Here is a 14,284-nt window from a genome sequence, read left to right on the forward strand (position 1 = left end):
ATGGATAGTACAATTATAATAGAAAAAAGTATCATCATCTTAGTTGTTTTTGCAATTACGATGTTAATGGCGATGTACTCTACGCTTGCAGAACGTAAAGTTGCCGCTTGGTTACAAGACCGTATAGGTCCTAATAGAGCAGGTAAAGGTGGAATCTTACAGCCACTTGCTGATGGTTTAAAATTATTCTCTAAAGAAGAATTTGAACCAGACACACCTAACCGATTCTTGTTTTTTGTAGGACCAGCTGTAGCTATGAGTACTGCTTTGATGACAAGCGCTGTGATTCCTTGGGGAGATCGTTTTCACCTATTTGGAAGAGATATTATATTACAAGCTACAGATATTGATGTTGCTTTATTATATGTTTTTGGTGTGATATCAGTAGGAGTTTACGGAATCATGATTGGTGGTTGGGCTTCAAACAATAAGTTCTCTTTAATAGGAGCGATTCGTGCAGCCTCACAAATGGTTTCCTATGAAGTTGCTATGGGACTATCAATAATCGCTTTATTGATGATGACAGGAACATTGAGTTTGAGAGAGATTTCAGCTCAGCAATCAGGAATGCAATGGAATGTCTTTTACCAACCGCTTTCGTTTTTGATATTCTTGATTTGTGCATTTGCAGAAACTAACAGAACACCATTTGATTTAGCAGAATGTGAAACTGAACTTATTGGTGGATACCATACAGAGTATTCTTCGATGAAAATGGGATTCTACTTATTTGCTGAATATGCAAATATGTTTATTTCATCAACCATTTTAGCTGTTTTATTCTTTGGTGGGTATAACTATCCTGGAATGGCTTGGGCTGTTGAAAACTGGGGAGTGAATCTTGCTAACGTAATTGGAATAGCTGTTTTATTTGGAAAAATAATCGGGTTTATCTTCTTTTATATGTGGGTAAGATGGACTATTCCAAGATTCAGATACGATCAATTGATGCATTTAGGTTGGAGAATTTTAATTCCTTTATCGATCATTAATATTATCATTACTGGAATTGTAATTTTGAGAGCTGAAATAGCAGTTTATTTAGGATTTTAATTAGCAAAGAAAATATGTAGCCCTGATAGCAGTGGAAATCCTTTTATCCTGAACTTGTTTCAGGATCCTGAAACAAGTTCAGGATAAAAGATTGAAACGAATAGCAGGAATAAGCTTCAAATAAAAATAAAAAAATGTCAATAGAAACCATATCCTTATCGGGAAGAAAAAAATTAGTCTCTAATAAAGAGATGACTTTTTGGGAGCGAATGTATCTTATTGCAATTATCAAGGGTTTGATGATTACGATTAAACATTTATTTACAAGAAAAGTAACGATTCAATACCCAGAACAAGTTCGTGAAATGAGTCCTGTTTATCGTGGGCAACATCAATTGAAACGTGATGAGCTAGGTAGAGAAAACTGTACTGCTTGTGGATTATGTGCTTTATCATGTCCTGCTGAGGCTATCACTATGAAAGCAGAAGAACGCAAACCTGATGAGAAACATCTGTACAGAGAAGAGAAATATGCTTCTATATATGAAATCAATATGTTGCGTTGCATTTTTTGCGGATTGTGTGAAGAGGCTTGCCCTAAAGACGCAATTTACTTGACTACTTCAAAGGTATTAGTTCCTTCTAGCTATGATAGAGAAGATTTTATTTTTGGAAAAGATAGATTGGTTATGCCTTTAGATATCGCAATGGAAAATGCACAACTTAAAAACGCTAATTAATGTCAACGATACTTATTATATTTTGTGTTTTAGCTGCCATCACATTGGCAACTGCCTTCTTGGCCATCTTTAGCCGAAACCCAATTCACAGTGCCTTATATCTTGTAATTTGTTTTTTCTCAATTGCAGGTCATTATTTATTATTGAACTCTCAATTTCTAGCAATTGTACACATCATTGTATATTCTGGAGCTATTATGATTTTGTTTTTATTCACCATCATGTTGATGAACTTGAATAAAGAAAATGAAGTTCACAAACCTAGAATTACCCGTTTAGGAGCTATTGTCTCTTTTTGTTTAATATGTATTGTTTTAATAATGGTCTTCATTAATTCAAAACCTATTATTGGAGAATACATTAGCACAGGAGAAGACTACCAATCCATTAAAGTTTTAGGAAAAGTATTATTGAATGAATACATGGTTCCTTTTGAATTTGCTTCGATACTATTATTAGTAGCGATGATTGGTACTGTACTATTGTCTAAAAAAGAAAAAACACAGAAATAACATGAACAATATTTTAAATGAAATAGGTATTGAAAATTATATTTTTCTCTCAACAATACTTTTCTGTATTGGCGTTTTTGGAGTTTTATACAGACGAAATGCCATCATCGTATTTATGTCGATCGAAATTATGTTGAATGCAGTAAACTTACTTTTTGTAGCTTTTTCAACTTATCATCAAGATGCACAGGGGCAAGTATTTGTATTTTTCTCTATGGCTGTAGCTGCCGCAGAAGTGGCTGTAGGTTTAGCCATTCTAGTTTCGATATTTAGAAATTTAGGCTCAATTGACATTAATAATTTAAAAAACTTAAAAGGATAAACTATAATGAATACAAATTTAGCTTTACTCTTATTATTAGCTCCTTTTATAGGGTTTTTATTTAATATCTTCTTCGGAAAAAGTATCGGAAGAACAGCTTCAGGAGTTATTGGAACAGTAACTGTTGCATTATCTTTTGCCCTTTCTGTTATTTTTTTCATGCAAATCAATCAAACACAAGAACCAATTAGCATTCGCTTATTTGATTGGATTCAAATTAGTAATTTCAAAGTTGACTTTGGTTTCTTATTAGATCAATTGTCAGTATTATGGTTACTATTTGTAACTGGAATTGGTTCCTTGATACATATGTACTCTATCAGCTACATGCACGATGATGAGAATATGCACAAGTTTTTTGCTTACTTGAACTTGTTTATCTTTTTCATGATAACATTAGTAATAGGTAGCAACTTATTAGTTTTATTTATCGGTTGGGAAGGTGTAGGACTTTGCTCATATCTACTTATTGGATTTTGGCATAAAAACCAAGATTTTAATGATGCTGCTAAAAAAGCATTTATCATGAACCGTATTGGTGATTTAGGCTTATTGATTGGTATCTTCATCATTGGATCTTTATTCTCTACGCTTGATTATGCTACTCTAAAGACGGCAATTACTGGTGCAACCAACTTAGATTTGTACTGGATATCTATAGCTGCATTTGCTTTATTCATTGGAGCATGTGGTAAATCAGCACAAATTCCTTTGTATACTTGGTTGCCAGATGCAATGGCCGGACCAACGCCTGTATCAGCATTGATACACGCAGCGACAATGGTAACTGCAGGTATCTTTATGATCACTAGATTAAATTATGTCTTTGATTTAGCTCCAGAAGTACAAAATATTATTGCAATCGTTGGAGCAGTTACTTCACTTGTAGCAGCAACAATTGCATTAGTACAAACAGATATCAAAAAAGTACTGGCCTACTCTACTGTTTCCCAGTTAGGATTAATGTTTCTTGCATTAGGTTTAGGTGCTTATGAAGTAGCCGTATTTCATGTAATCACACACGCATTCTTTAAAGCTTGTTTGTTCTTAGGATCAGGTTCAGTGATACATGCGCTACACGGCGAACAAGACATGCGCAAAATGGGTGGATTGAAAAAAGTTATGGGAATCACTTTCATCACTTTCTTACTTTCATCATTAGCGATATCAGGTATACCACCTTTTTCAGGATTTTTCTCGAAAGACGAAATTTTAATGGTAGCATTTGAACACAACAAAGTATTGTGGTTTATAGCGTCACTTGCATCGCTACTGACTGCTTTTTATATGTTCCGTTTGTTATACCTGACATTCTTTAAAGATTTTAGAGGTACAGCTGAACAAAAAAGTCATTTACATGAAAGTCCTTCATTAATTACTTTTCCATTAATCGTTTTAGCATTATTAGCGACCGTAGGGGGATTAATTAGTTTACCTACAAATAGCTGGTTAAATGGTTACCTAGCTCCATTATTTACAAAAGCATCACATGAAGCGCACCACTTTGGAACTACAGAATATACTTTAATGGCTATTGCTGTTATTGCAGGTTTTGTAGGAATAGGAGTTGCTTATGCCAAATACATCAAACAGAATCAAGTTCCAGCAGAAGACGCTGCTATTACAGGATTTTCAAAGGTTCTTTACAACAAGTATTATGTAGATGAAGTGTATAATGTTGTATTTGTAAATTCAATTAATTCATTATCAAAATTCTTTAGAGACCACGTAGAAACGACATTGTCTTCATTAGTTTTTGGATTAGGAAAAGTAACCAATGAAATAGGTTATCAAGGAAAAAAATTACAAAGCGGAAGTATCGGTTTTTATCTTTTCGCTTTTGTTTTAGGACTTTGTGCCATAGTAACCTATTTATTTTTAGCTCAATAATATTATACCATGAATGTATCTCTTATATTAATTATACTTTTAGTTGGCGCATTTGCAACTTATTTAGTAGGTGACAAACTAGCTTCAAAAGTAGCGTTGTTCTTTGGTCTCGCCTCATTAGGATGTTCCCTTGTGTTGCTAAGTCACTTTAACCTGGGTGAAAACATTAGTTTTATCAACCAATGGATTAATCAGCCTAATGTATCCTTTGCTTTGCAAGCCGATGGTTTGTCCTTAGCTATGCTATTACTAACTACAGGGCTAACTCCTATTATTATATTTTCATCATTGGATAACGAATATAAAAATGCAAAAGCATTTTATTCCCTTATCTTATTTATGGCATTTGCAATGGTGGGAACCTTCTTAGCTGCTGATGGACTATTGTATTATATCTTTTGGGAATTAGCATTAATTCCAATTTATTTTATTGCATTAATCTGGGGGAATGGAGATGCAGAAGAGCGTAAAAAAGCGGTTGTAAAATTCTTTATTTACACCCTAGCTGGATCTTTATTTATGCTGATTGCCTTTGTTTATTTGTACCAACAAGCAGGAAGCTTCTTACTAGAAGATTTATACAAGTTAGACCTCTCTGCAACTGAACAATTGTGGATATTCTTAGCCTTTTTCTTAGCATATGCTATTAAAATTCCAATAATTCCTTTCCACACTTGGCAAGCAATCGTATACCAAAAAGCACCTGCAGTAGGAACGATGCTTCTTTCAGGAATTATGCTAAAAATGGGATTATACAGTATCATCCGTTGGCAATTGCCTATTGCTCCCCTTGCTGCCAAAGAATACATGTATATCTTTATCGGTTTAGGTATTGCAGGGGTAATATATGGTTCAATAGTTGCTTTGAGACAAAAAGACTTGAAAAAATTATTAGCCTATTCTTCACTAGCACATGTTGGATTAATTGCCGCTGGAACGTATACTTTAACCATTGATGGTTTTAGAGGAGCTGTTTTACAAATGATTGCACACGGTTTAGTTGTCGTGGGTCTCTTTTTTATCTCTGAAATTATATTTAGAAGATACCAAACAAGAGCTATTGCTGAAATGGGAGGCATACGAACGCAATCACCCAAGTTTGCTTCTATGTTCTTAATACTAGTTTTAGCATCTGTTGCCTTACCTACTACCTTTAACTTTGTTGGAGAATTTACAGTATTATACAGCTTGGCGCAGATAAATGTTTGGTTTGCCCTATTAGGAGGTACTACAATTATTTTAGGTGCTTACTATATGTTGAAAATGTACCAACAGGTTATGCTAGGAGAAACCAATACAAAAATCTTCGCAGAGGTAACTCTAAAAGAAGGCATTACTTTAGTAAGTATTATTGCTGTTTTGTTCTTCTTCGGGATGTATCCAAAACCGATTACCGACTTAATTACACCAAGTTTGGAAAATATTTTAACTCATATTAATAGAATTAACTAGTCAAATAAAAAAAATGAATACATTAATAGCTATAATAGGATTAGGTGTTTTATGCCTTTTATTTGAAATTATCGAACTAAGAAAAGCGATTATTCCAATTAGTATAATTGGTTTACTAGCCATACTTGGTTTAAACATCTCGGAGTTCAGTGCTCCCGAGGCGTATTATAATCACATGATTGTTGTTAGTAAATTTTCTACAGCATTCTCTGCTTTATTTATCATACTGACTATTTTCTTAATAACCTTAGGTCATAAATTTTATGAGCATCAACAAGGGAAGCTTTCTGATTTTATTGCCATAAAAATATTTTTATTAGCGGGAGCGGTAGCCATGGTTTCTTTTGGAAACTTAGCCATGTTTTTCCTTGGTATTGAAGTGTTGTCAATAGCCTTATATATTTTGGCTTCTAGCGATCGATCAAGTATCAAGAGTAATGAAGCAGGACTGAAATATTTCTTAATGGGATCTTTTGCTTCTGGAATTATCTTATTTGGCATCTGTTTAATTTATGGTGCTATGGGAAGCTTTGATGTAGTTGAAATTAGCGAGTTATCACGCTCTGCTGAATTACCAGTTTGGTTCCCAATAGGTATTGTTTTAATTTTCATAGGAATGCTTTTCAAAATAGCAGCAGTACCATTTCATTTTTGGGCCCCTGATGTTTATGAAGGTTCACCTGCATTGACAACTGCGTTAATGAGTACCTTGGCGAAAGTAGTTGCCATTGCTACACTATACAAATTAGTTACTATAATGAATGCTGATGTATCAGAAAGCTTTAAACTAGTTATTGTGATTATTTCTATGGCTTCTATGACGGTAGGAAATATCATGGCACTGCGCCAGGTGAATGTAAAACGTATGTTAGCTTTCTCTGGAGTTTCTCATGCTGGTTTCATGTTAATGACATTACTAAGCACTACTAATGCAGCCGGAACTTTATTGTATTATACCTCAGCGTATGCGTTAGCTGGTATTGCCGCCTTTAGCGTTATTTTATACGTTTGTAAAAACAATGAGAATGAAGACATTACTAATTTTCATGGTTTAGGAAAAACAAATCCACTACTTGCTGCAATACTTACGGCATCTTTATTATCAATGGCCGGTATACCAATATTTGCAGGATTCTTTGCTAAACTATTCTTGTTCAATCAAACGATACAAGCTGGTTATATTGCCCTTGTAATCGTTGCTGTTATCAACTCGATTATAAGCGTTGGATACTACTTTAAATTGATTCTAGCGATGTACAATAAAGAGTCAAATGAGCTTAGAACTGGAACTCCTGTTGTAATATATGCAGTAGCTGTAATAGCAATTGTTATGAACATCGCATTAGGACTTTTTCCTTCGTTTGTTCTGGACTTGTTAGCATAATAACAAGATGACATAAAATTGAAAAACCATCAAAGTTACTTTTGATGGTTTTTTTTTGACCCTATTTACAATAGAAGGTTTCTATACCCAAATCCGTTTGTCGACACATTTCTACCATTCGACTGCACAAAAATTACAATCACCCGATTAATCAATCTCACGTTCAAAATAGCGCGAACTTTATCTAGCATTATTAAAAAAACATCATGAGAATGTCAAAAAAATTAGGAGTATGGATGGACCACTCTATCGCTTATTTAATGGAATTCACAGCTAATCCATTTGAAATAAAAACTGTCGAATCTGATTCTATTGGAACAATCAATAGTGCTAACACACTTGAAGCCATGATGAAGATCAGAAATCAGCTGTTACTTGCATACTATAACAAAATTGCAAATGAACTTAAAGACTATAGCAAAATTATTCTTTATGGCCCATCTAGTGCTAAGATGGAACTGTTTGATGTTTTAAGCGAAGATGAACGATTTTTAAAAGTAAAAATTGAAATAAAAAGTACGGATAGAATGACTGCTCAGGAACAGCATATATTCATTACAGATTATTTTAGTACAAATTAATCAGGAATGAACACTCTTTGCTGTATCCAAAATTGCCAATAAATACTTAAAGATTTTACCTTACAAAAGCATTTGATTACATTTGTATATACAAATAATAATAAAAGAAGATGGAAGATAAATTAAAAGTACAAATTTGGTCAGATATTATGTGTCCATATTGTTATATAGGAAAAAGAAGAATTGAAAATGCTTTAGCTGAATTCCCACATAGAAATAGTGTCGAAATAGAATGGAAAAGTTTCCAGTTAGATGCCAGTTTCGTAGCATCAAAAGACGACAACATGGCCGTGCACTTAGCTGAAAAATACGGTAAAGATGAGCAATGGGCACAAGAAATGATGGATAGTATGACACAGAACGCTAAGAATTCAGGATTAGATTTCCATTTTGAAAAAGCGGTTATGGCTAATTCTTTTAATGCGCATCGCTTACTACACTTAGCAAAAAAATATCATAAAGCTAATGAGCTGGAAGAACTATTGTTTAAAGCGTATTTAACAGATGGAAAGAATGTAAACGACAGTCAAACTCTTACTGATTTAGCGAAAGAAGTTGGCTTAGCTGAGACTGAGATTGAAAACGTACTACAATCAGATCTTTATGCAGCTGATGTCAAAAAAGACATCGAGACAGCACAGCAGATAGGAGTACAAGGAGTTCCCTTCTTTGTTTTTGATAACAAATATGCAATTTCTGGAGCACAACATGTAGAAACTTTTGTAAAAACGCTTGAAAAAGTTTGGGAAGAAGGGGATTATAATTCAAAAATTACTATCTTAAATTCGTCAACTGACAACAGTTGTGATATTGATGGTTGTAATTAAATAAAGAATTAAATGGCCGGTACTAGAAAAGAGAAGACCATAAGATGGGGCATAATAGGTTGTGGCGATGTTACCGAAAAAAAAAGTGGGCCCGCCTATCAAAAAACAGCAGGTTTTGAAATCGTTGCTGTTATGCGAAGAGATGCTGAAAAAGCCGCAGATTATGCGTTAAGACATGGTATAAGTAAGCACTATATTGATGCTGACCAATTAATTAATGATCCCGAAGTTGATGCTGTTTATATCGCTACTCCACCTGATACACATAAATTATATGGCATCAAAGTAGCACAAGCCGGCAAAATATGCTGTATAGAAAAACCTTTAGCACCAAATTACGAAGACAGCGCTGCTATACTTGAGGCTTTTACTTTATCAAAAACACCATTATTTGTCGCTTACTACCGAAGGACACTTCCTCGTTTTCAACAAATAAAAGAATGGATAGAATCAAATAGTATAGGCGAAATTAGACATCTGAGCTGGCATCTAAGCAAACCTACATCAGCTTTAGATCTCTCAGGTAATTACAATTGGCGTACTGATGCAAAGATTGCAGCTGCAGGATATTTCGATGATCTAGCAAGTCATGGTTTAGACCTATTTATTTACTTTTTAGGAGACATAAAGCAAGTTTCTGGAAGTAGTCTTAACCAGCAAGGTTTATACACAGCAAACGATGCTACTACAGCTTGCTGGGTTCATGAAAATAATATTACAGCTAGTGCTAGTTGGAATTTTGGCTGCTTTGTTAGAGAAGATAAGGTGAGCATTTATGGCAGTGGTGGGAAAATTGAGTTTTCTGTATTTGATGAAGAACCCATTATTCTTATGAACGCAGATGGAATAATAGAATTATCTATTGCTCATCCTGAAAACGTACAACTTTATCACGTGCAAGCAATGAAAGAACAACTCTTGGAAAACAAAAAACATCCATCAAATGGCCAAACGGCAACACATACAAGTTGGGTTATGGATCAAATAACAAAACTATAGCAATAAAAAAACAGCTCAATCTCTTGAGCTGTTTTCATTAAAACATGTAGTTAATTATTATTTCGAAGTAACAGTCTCTACAAAAGTTTTATTATTGTAATTGATTACAAAAGTATAGGTATCCACTTTACTTTTAGTAAGGTCATATATTTTTGCAACAGTTATGTTAGCCGGCAAATTCCCTTCAAAAACTTCAGCCCCTTCAGAGTTTACTATTTTTACATTAACAGGAACTTCATTAAGGTTTAATATATTAAGGGTTACCATTCCGTTTTTATTAACTAAGACTGGCTTATAAAACTCTGACACCACTTCTTTAGCTAAAATGGCTGTATTCTTATCAACAACTATTTTATATCGTGAAATTTTAAAAGCCGTTTCTGCTTCTAAAAAGTAAGTACCGTTAGGCAAAGCGTCTAAATTGTATGTTCTTAAAACATTTCCATTAGCTGTAATGGTCTCCTTATTAACTAAAATATCGTTAACATCATAAATTGATAGATTAACATTCTTAACCTCATTTAAGGTAAAACTGATCGTTTTTCCAGCAGCACTCTTCACTTTTAATGAAAAATCTACATCTCCAGCATGCATTTGTATGGCGGTAAAAAACACAGCCAACATCAAACTAATTTTTAAAATCTTTTTCATAATCGTAGTATTTAGGTTTATAATCCTTTTACAAGTACAAAGTTATCGCAAGAGGTTGACGCACAGCAATGCTACATTTTCCATTTTATATGCTAAATTACCTTTTGCGATAACGTTATAGGTTAAAAAAGACAATATTGTATCTAATTTGGGTAATTTTGCATTAATGCAGTATACTATCTAGTTATGAAAACAAATGCGCCCACACTACAAATCATCGAGCCTTCGTACGGATGTTCCTTTAGTTATTCAAAGTATATTGAAAAAGCGAATAACAAAGCACATCTATGGCATTATCATCCCGAAATTGAACTGGTTTATGTGAATGGAGGTGCAGGTAAGCGACAAGTGGGCAGCCATATTTCTTATTATACGGATGGTGACTTAATACTCATAGGCAGTAACCTTCCCCACTGCGGATTTACAAATGAACAAACGGGTAATAAAAATGAAACCGTTATTCAAATGAAACCAGAATTTCTTGGAACCGCTTTTTTGAACAATCCAGAAATGAATACCATACAGTCTTTGTTTAACAGAGCTAAAACGGGAATAGCTTTTGAGGGTGAGGCTAAGAAAAGAATAGGAAGTAAAATTGAAGTGATGGAAAAACAACAGCCTTTTGAAAGACTGCTCACTTTATTGCAGGTGCTAAATGAGTTAGAATTAAGTACGGACTATAAAATTCTAAATGCCGAAGGATTTTCAATAGAAATGCAAATGCAGGATAATGAACGAATCAACAATGTATTTAATTATGTGAAAGATCATTTTCAGGAAACTATTACTCTAGAAGAAATTGCAAAGCTAATAAGCATGACCATCCCGTCTTTTTGTCGCTACTTCAAAAAGCTGACTCATAAAACCTTTACTAAATTTGTCAATGACTATCGCTTAGTTCATGCTTGTAAATTACTAGCAGAAAAACCAATTAGCATAACAGAAATATGTTATGAAAGCGGATTTAACAATTTCAGCCATTTTAATAAATCTTTTAAGGAATTCACAGGAAAGAGTGCCTCGCAGTACAGGCAGGAATTGCGTTCTTATTTAAAATAACCAATTGCAAAGCCAGCGCTCTATCTTGTACCGATGGTAGTTGGATTAAGTTCTTAAAAATATTTTTTGCAAAGCATTAAATATCATTAATTTTAGCATAAAAAAAGTGCAATTGAAATATTTCAATTGCACTTTTTTAGCTTTTAAAAGATATTCGTTATTTCCAGAATACCGCATAAACAACCACTAAAATAATCATGATTGCAAAAGAGCAAATATTAAATAGCGGACTTGTTTTAAACAGGGCCTTGGTCAATGGAATTCCTTTTGCATCATTATTCCCTTTGTTTTGAAGCAAGCTAATAGCAATAATTAATAACATGGTCAAAATTGCGGTGTATCCCATTTGATCCATCCATGGCAAAGTAGGAAAGAAAGATTCCACACCAGTTCCTGCAGCCCAAGATTTTGGTCCTACTTTGAAAAACATTGCGATAGGAATAGAAACTAATGCTCCCCAAATAGCCGCTTTGTTTGTTGTTTTTTTCCAAAACAACCCTAAAATAAATACCGCTAAAATACCAGGACTCACCACTCCAGTGTATTCTTGAATAAACTGAAAGGCTTGATCAATTCCTCCCAAAAGAGGTGCCATAATTACAGCAATAAGCAAGGCCACAGCACCCGAAATACGCCCTACATTTACTGTAGTTTTATCACTAGCATTGGTATTAATATATTGTTTGTAAATATCCATTGTAAAGATTGTCGAAGTCGAGTTCAGCATTGACGCTAAAGAAGATACGATAGCTGCAGCTAAAGCAGCAAAAGCTAATCCTTTCAAACCAGCAGGTAAGAAATGTAACAACCAAGGATATGCTCTATCAGCAGTTCCCAAACCTGGCAAATTTTCCATAGCAGAAACACCCAGTCTTGCCATAATAGCTGGATCATTAACCATAACGTAGGCAGCAATTCCAGGAATTACAACAATAAAAGGAATAAGCATCTTTAAAAAAGCGGCTAATAAGATTCCTTTTTGTGCTTCTCCTAACGATTTAGCAGCTAAAGTTCTTTGAATTATATATTGATTGAATCCCCAGTAGTAGATATTAGCTACCCAAAGACCCCCAACCAAAACCCCTATACCTGGCAAGTTCATATATTCTGGATTCGATTTGTCAAGAATCATGACAAAACGATCAGGTGCAGCATTATAAACCGTCTTAATTCCTTCCCACACTCCTGCTCCATCTGAAACTGTGTTTAACGCTAAATAGGTAGTAACTAACCCTCCTAAAACTAAGAAAATAACTTGAATGACATCAGTCCAAGCCACTGCAGAAAGTCCTCCATATAAAGAATAAGCGGCCGCAAAAAGCGCTAATCCTATAATGGCATACATCATATCTACTCCTAAGATTGTTTCGATAGCTAAACCTCCTAAATATAATACGGTAGTTAAGTTCACAAAAACATAGAGAGCAATCCAAAAAACAGCCAAAATCGTTTTAAGATTAGTTGAAAATCGCTTCTCTACAAACTCAGGAATAGTATAAATCCCTTTTTCAATAAAAATGGGTAAGAAATATTTCCCAACAATGATTAATGTAAAAGCAGCCATCCATTCATAAGATGCGATGGCTAATCCTAAAGCAAATCCAGAACCAGACATTCCGATGAATTGTTCAGCCGATATATTAGCTGCAATCAAGGAAGAACCAATAGCCCACCAAGGCAATGATTTACTGGCAAGAAAGTAATCCTCAGCATTTTTTTGATGACCGTCTTTTTCACGAGAAACCCATAATCCCACACCTAAGATAAGAACTGCGTAGGCAGCAAAGACTACATAGTCTATAAATCCAAATTTAGTTACCATACTATTTATTGTTTATAATGTTTATCTGATAAATTTTTTAAAACTGCTGCGCTTTTCTCTGCGGTGATATCTCTTTGCGATTCTCCCATCATTTCGTAGCCTACCATGAATTTTTTTACAGTTGCAGAACGTAACAATGGTGGATAAAAATGCATGTGAAATTGCCATTCTTGATGTTCCTCTCCATCAGTAGGTGCTTGATGAATTCCTGATGAATAAGGAAATGAGGTTTCAAAAAGGTTATCGTATTTTGTCGTCAGTTGTTTTAAAATAATAGCAAAAGCACTTACCTCATCTTCGGTAAAATCAGTTATTTTAGTCAAATGACGTTTACTGATAATCATCGTTTCATAAGGCCAAATTGCCCAAAAAGGTACTAAGGCAACGAAATGGTCATTTTCAATTACAATACGTTCGTTACGTTTTAACTCTTGCTGTAAATAATCTTGTAAAAGGTTGCTTCCGTTTTTGTCAAGATAAGCTTTGAGGTTATTTTGTGTTTTCTCCACCTCAGTAGGTAAAGAAGACTGCGCCCATATTTGTCCGTGTGGATGTGGATTACTGCAACCCATGACACTTCCTTTATTCTCAAAAATTTGAACGTGATTGATGTAGTCAACATTTCCTAAATTGGTGTATTCTTTTTGCCAAGTGTGAATAATATTTTCAATTGACTCCACTGGCATTTCGGGTAACGTTAAGTTGTGCTTTGGGGAGAAACAAACCACTCGAGAAATTCCTCTTTCTGGCTGTGCTTTGAAAAAAGAATCGTCATTAGTCGTTTCAAAAACAATTTCTTCCTGCTTTAAAGCAGCAAAATCATTTTCAAAGACAAATGCGTTTTCATAAGAAGGGTTTACCTCTCCATTAGCGCGCACATTCCCTGGACACAAATAACAAGTTGGATCATATTCAGGTAAAAAAGTAGCTGTTACTGCTTCTTTTTGTCCCTGCCAAGGACGTTTTGATCGGTGTGGAGAGACTAAAACCCATTCGTTTATCAAAGGATTGTAACGTCTGTGTGGATCTTCGTTAATATCAAAATTTTTCAT

14 protein-coding genes are annotated in these 14,284 nt (G+C 34.4%); 11 read left to right on the forward strand and 3 right to left on the reverse strand.

Features of this window, described 5'->3' with window-relative positions; all coding sequences use genetic code 11:
* The 10 genes from nuoH to ACEN2K_RS00405 all read left to right on the forward strand — a co-directional run bounded on the left by nuoH (nucleotide 1) and on the right by ACEN2K_RS00405 (nucleotide 9,700).
* Entirely contained in the window at nucleotides 1-1,053 is a 1,053-nt protein-coding gene (nuoH, locus tag ACEN2K_RS00360; RefSeq protein ID WP_441757323.1) for an NADH-quinone oxidoreductase subunit NuoH, read from the forward strand.
* 134 nt (nucleotides 1,054-1,187) lie between these two features.
* Nucleotides 1,188-1,733, forward strand: a complete 546-nt coding sequence (locus ACEN2K_RS00365) for a NuoI/complex I 23 kDa subunit family protein (protein WP_441757324.1) — start codon at nucleotides 1,188-1,190, stop codon at nucleotides 1,731-1,733.
* Nucleotides 1,733-2,245, forward strand: a complete 513-nt coding sequence (locus tag ACEN2K_RS00370) for an NADH-quinone oxidoreductase subunit J family protein (RefSeq protein ID WP_441757325.1) — start codon at nucleotides 1,733-1,735, stop codon at nucleotides 2,243-2,245. The genes ACEN2K_RS00365 and ACEN2K_RS00370 overlap by 1 nt, the downstream gene beginning before the upstream one ends.
* Before the next feature lies 1 nt (nucleotide 2,246).
* Nucleotides 2,247-2,567, forward strand: a complete 321-nt coding sequence (gene nuoK / locus ACEN2K_RS00375) for an NADH-quinone oxidoreductase subunit NuoK (protein ID WP_441757326.1) — start codon at nucleotides 2,247-2,249, stop codon at nucleotides 2,565-2,567.
* A 6-nt stretch (nucleotides 2,568-2,573) separates the two neighbouring features.
* Nucleotides 2,574-4,457: an NADH-quinone oxidoreductase subunit L gene (nuoL, locus tag ACEN2K_RS00380; protein WP_441757327.1), complete on the forward strand. Its 1,884-nt coding sequence runs from the start codon at nucleotides 2,574-2,576 to the stop codon at nucleotides 4,455-4,457.
* Nucleotides 4,458-4,466: 9 nt separating this feature from the next.
* A complete protein-coding gene (locus tag ACEN2K_RS00385) occupies nucleotides 4,467-5,909 on the forward strand; it encodes a complex I subunit 4 family protein (protein WP_441757328.1) in 1,443 nt (480 codons plus the stop codon).
* A 13-nt stretch (nucleotides 5,910-5,922) separates the two neighbouring features.
* Nucleotides 5,923-7,293 carry an NADH-quinone oxidoreductase subunit N gene (locus ACEN2K_RS00390; protein WP_441757329.1) on the forward strand — a complete coding sequence of 457 codons (1,371 nt, stop codon included), beginning with the start codon at nucleotides 5,923-5,925 and terminating at the stop codon, nucleotides 7,291-7,293.
* A gap of 212 nt (nucleotides 7,294-7,505) precedes the next feature.
* Nucleotides 7,506-7,874: a hypothetical protein gene (locus ACEN2K_RS00395; protein WP_441757330.1), complete on the forward strand. Its 369-nt coding sequence runs from the start codon at nucleotides 7,506-7,508 to the stop codon at nucleotides 7,872-7,874.
* Nucleotides 7,875-7,984: 110 nt separating this feature from the next.
* Nucleotides 7,985-8,701: a DsbA family oxidoreductase gene (locus ACEN2K_RS00400; RefSeq protein WP_441757331.1), complete on the forward strand. Its 717-nt coding sequence runs from the start codon at nucleotides 7,985-7,987 to the stop codon at nucleotides 8,699-8,701.
* Between the two features lie 12 nt (nucleotides 8,702-8,713).
* Entirely contained in the window at nucleotides 8,714-9,700 is a 987-nt protein-coding gene (locus ACEN2K_RS00405; protein WP_441757332.1) for a Gfo/Idh/MocA family protein, read from the forward strand.
* A 57-nt stretch (nucleotides 9,701-9,757) separates the two neighbouring features.
* On the opposite strand, the gene ACEN2K_RS00410 is transcribed toward ACEN2K_RS00405, so the two are convergent.
* Complete coding sequence (locus ACEN2K_RS00410; protein ID WP_441757333.1) at nucleotides 9,758-10,351, reverse strand: T9SS type A sorting domain-containing protein; 594 nt, start codon at nucleotides 10,349-10,351, stop codon at nucleotides 9,758-9,760.
* A 186-nt stretch (nucleotides 10,352-10,537) separates the two neighbouring features.
* On the opposite strand from ACEN2K_RS00410, the gene ACEN2K_RS00415 reads away from it, so the two are divergent.
* Nucleotides 10,538-11,410, forward strand: a complete 873-nt coding sequence (locus ACEN2K_RS00415) for an AraC family transcriptional regulator (RefSeq protein ID WP_441757334.1) — start codon at nucleotides 10,538-10,540, stop codon at nucleotides 11,408-11,410.
* A gap of 157 nt (nucleotides 11,411-11,567) precedes the next feature.
* Here ACEN2K_RS00415 and ACEN2K_RS00420 read toward each other — a convergent pair whose 3' ends face one another.
* Together ACEN2K_RS00420 and ACEN2K_RS00425 are read right to left on the reverse strand one after the other, a co-directional pair.
* Nucleotides 11,568-13,232 carry a sodium/sugar symporter gene (locus ACEN2K_RS00420; protein ID WP_441757335.1) on the reverse strand — a complete coding sequence of 555 codons (1,665 nt, stop codon included), beginning with the start codon at nucleotides 13,230-13,232 and terminating at the stop codon, nucleotides 11,568-11,570.
* 5 nt (nucleotides 13,233-13,237) lie between these two features.
* Nucleotides 13,238-14,284 carry a UDP-glucose--hexose-1-phosphate uridylyltransferase gene (locus ACEN2K_RS00425; RefSeq protein WP_441757336.1) on the reverse strand — a complete coding sequence of 349 codons (1,047 nt, stop codon included), beginning with the start codon at nucleotides 14,282-14,284 and terminating at the stop codon, nucleotides 13,238-13,240.

The organism is Flavobacterium sp. W21_SRS_FM3, from assembly GCF_052113625.1.
Classification (GTDB): domain Bacteria; phylum Bacteroidota; class Bacteroidia; order Flavobacteriales; family Flavobacteriaceae; genus Flavobacterium.

Excerpts from the sequence above, each read along its gene's own strand:
- ACEN2K_RS00370 (WP_441757325.1), top strand. The coding sequence starts at position 1,733 with ATGTCAACGATACTTATTATATTTTGTGTTTTAGCTGCCATCACATTG.
- nuoH (WP_441757323.1), top strand. The coding sequence starts at position 1 with ATGGATAGTACAATTATAATAGAAAAAAGTATCATCATCTTAGTTGTT.
- nuoL (WP_441757327.1), top strand. The coding sequence starts at position 2,574 with ATGAATACAAATTTAGCTTTACTCTTATTATTAGCTCCTTTTATAGGG.
- nuoK (WP_441757326.1), top strand. The coding sequence starts at position 2,247 with ATGAACAATATTTTAAATGAAATAGGTATTGAAAATTATATTTTTCTC.
- ACEN2K_RS00415 (WP_441757334.1), top strand. The coding sequence starts at position 10,538 with ATGAAAACAAATGCGCCCACACTACAAATCATCGAGCCTTCGTACGGA.
- ACEN2K_RS00395 (WP_441757330.1), top strand. The coding sequence starts at position 7,506 with ATGTCAAAAAAATTAGGAGTATGGATGGACCACTCTATCGCTTATTTA.
- ACEN2K_RS00405 (WP_441757332.1), top strand. The coding sequence starts at position 8,714 with ATGGCCGGTACTAGAAAAGAGAAGACCATAAGATGGGGCATAATAGGT.
- ACEN2K_RS00400 (WP_441757331.1), top strand. The coding sequence starts at position 7,985 with ATGGAAGATAAATTAAAAGTACAAATTTGGTCAGATATTATGTGTCCA.
- ACEN2K_RS00390 (WP_441757329.1), top strand. The coding sequence starts at position 5,923 with ATGAATACATTAATAGCTATAATAGGATTAGGTGTTTTATGCCTTTTA.
- ACEN2K_RS00420 (WP_441757335.1), bottom strand. The coding sequence starts at position 13,232 with ATGGTAACTAAATTTGGATTTATAGACTATGTAGTCTTTGCTGCCTAC.
- ACEN2K_RS00425 (WP_441757336.1), bottom strand. The coding sequence starts at position 14,284 with ATGAAAAATTTTGATATTAACGAAGATCCACACAGACGTTACAATCCT.
- ACEN2K_RS00410 (WP_441757333.1), bottom strand. The coding sequence starts at position 10,351 with ATGAAAAAGATTTTAAAAATTAGTTTGATGTTGGCTGTGTTTTTTACC.
- ACEN2K_RS00385 (WP_441757328.1), top strand. The coding sequence starts at position 4,467 with ATGAATGTATCTCTTATATTAATTATACTTTTAGTTGGCGCATTTGCA.
- ACEN2K_RS00365 (WP_441757324.1), top strand. The coding sequence starts at position 1,188 with ATGTCAATAGAAACCATATCCTTATCGGGAAGAAAAAAATTAGTCTCT.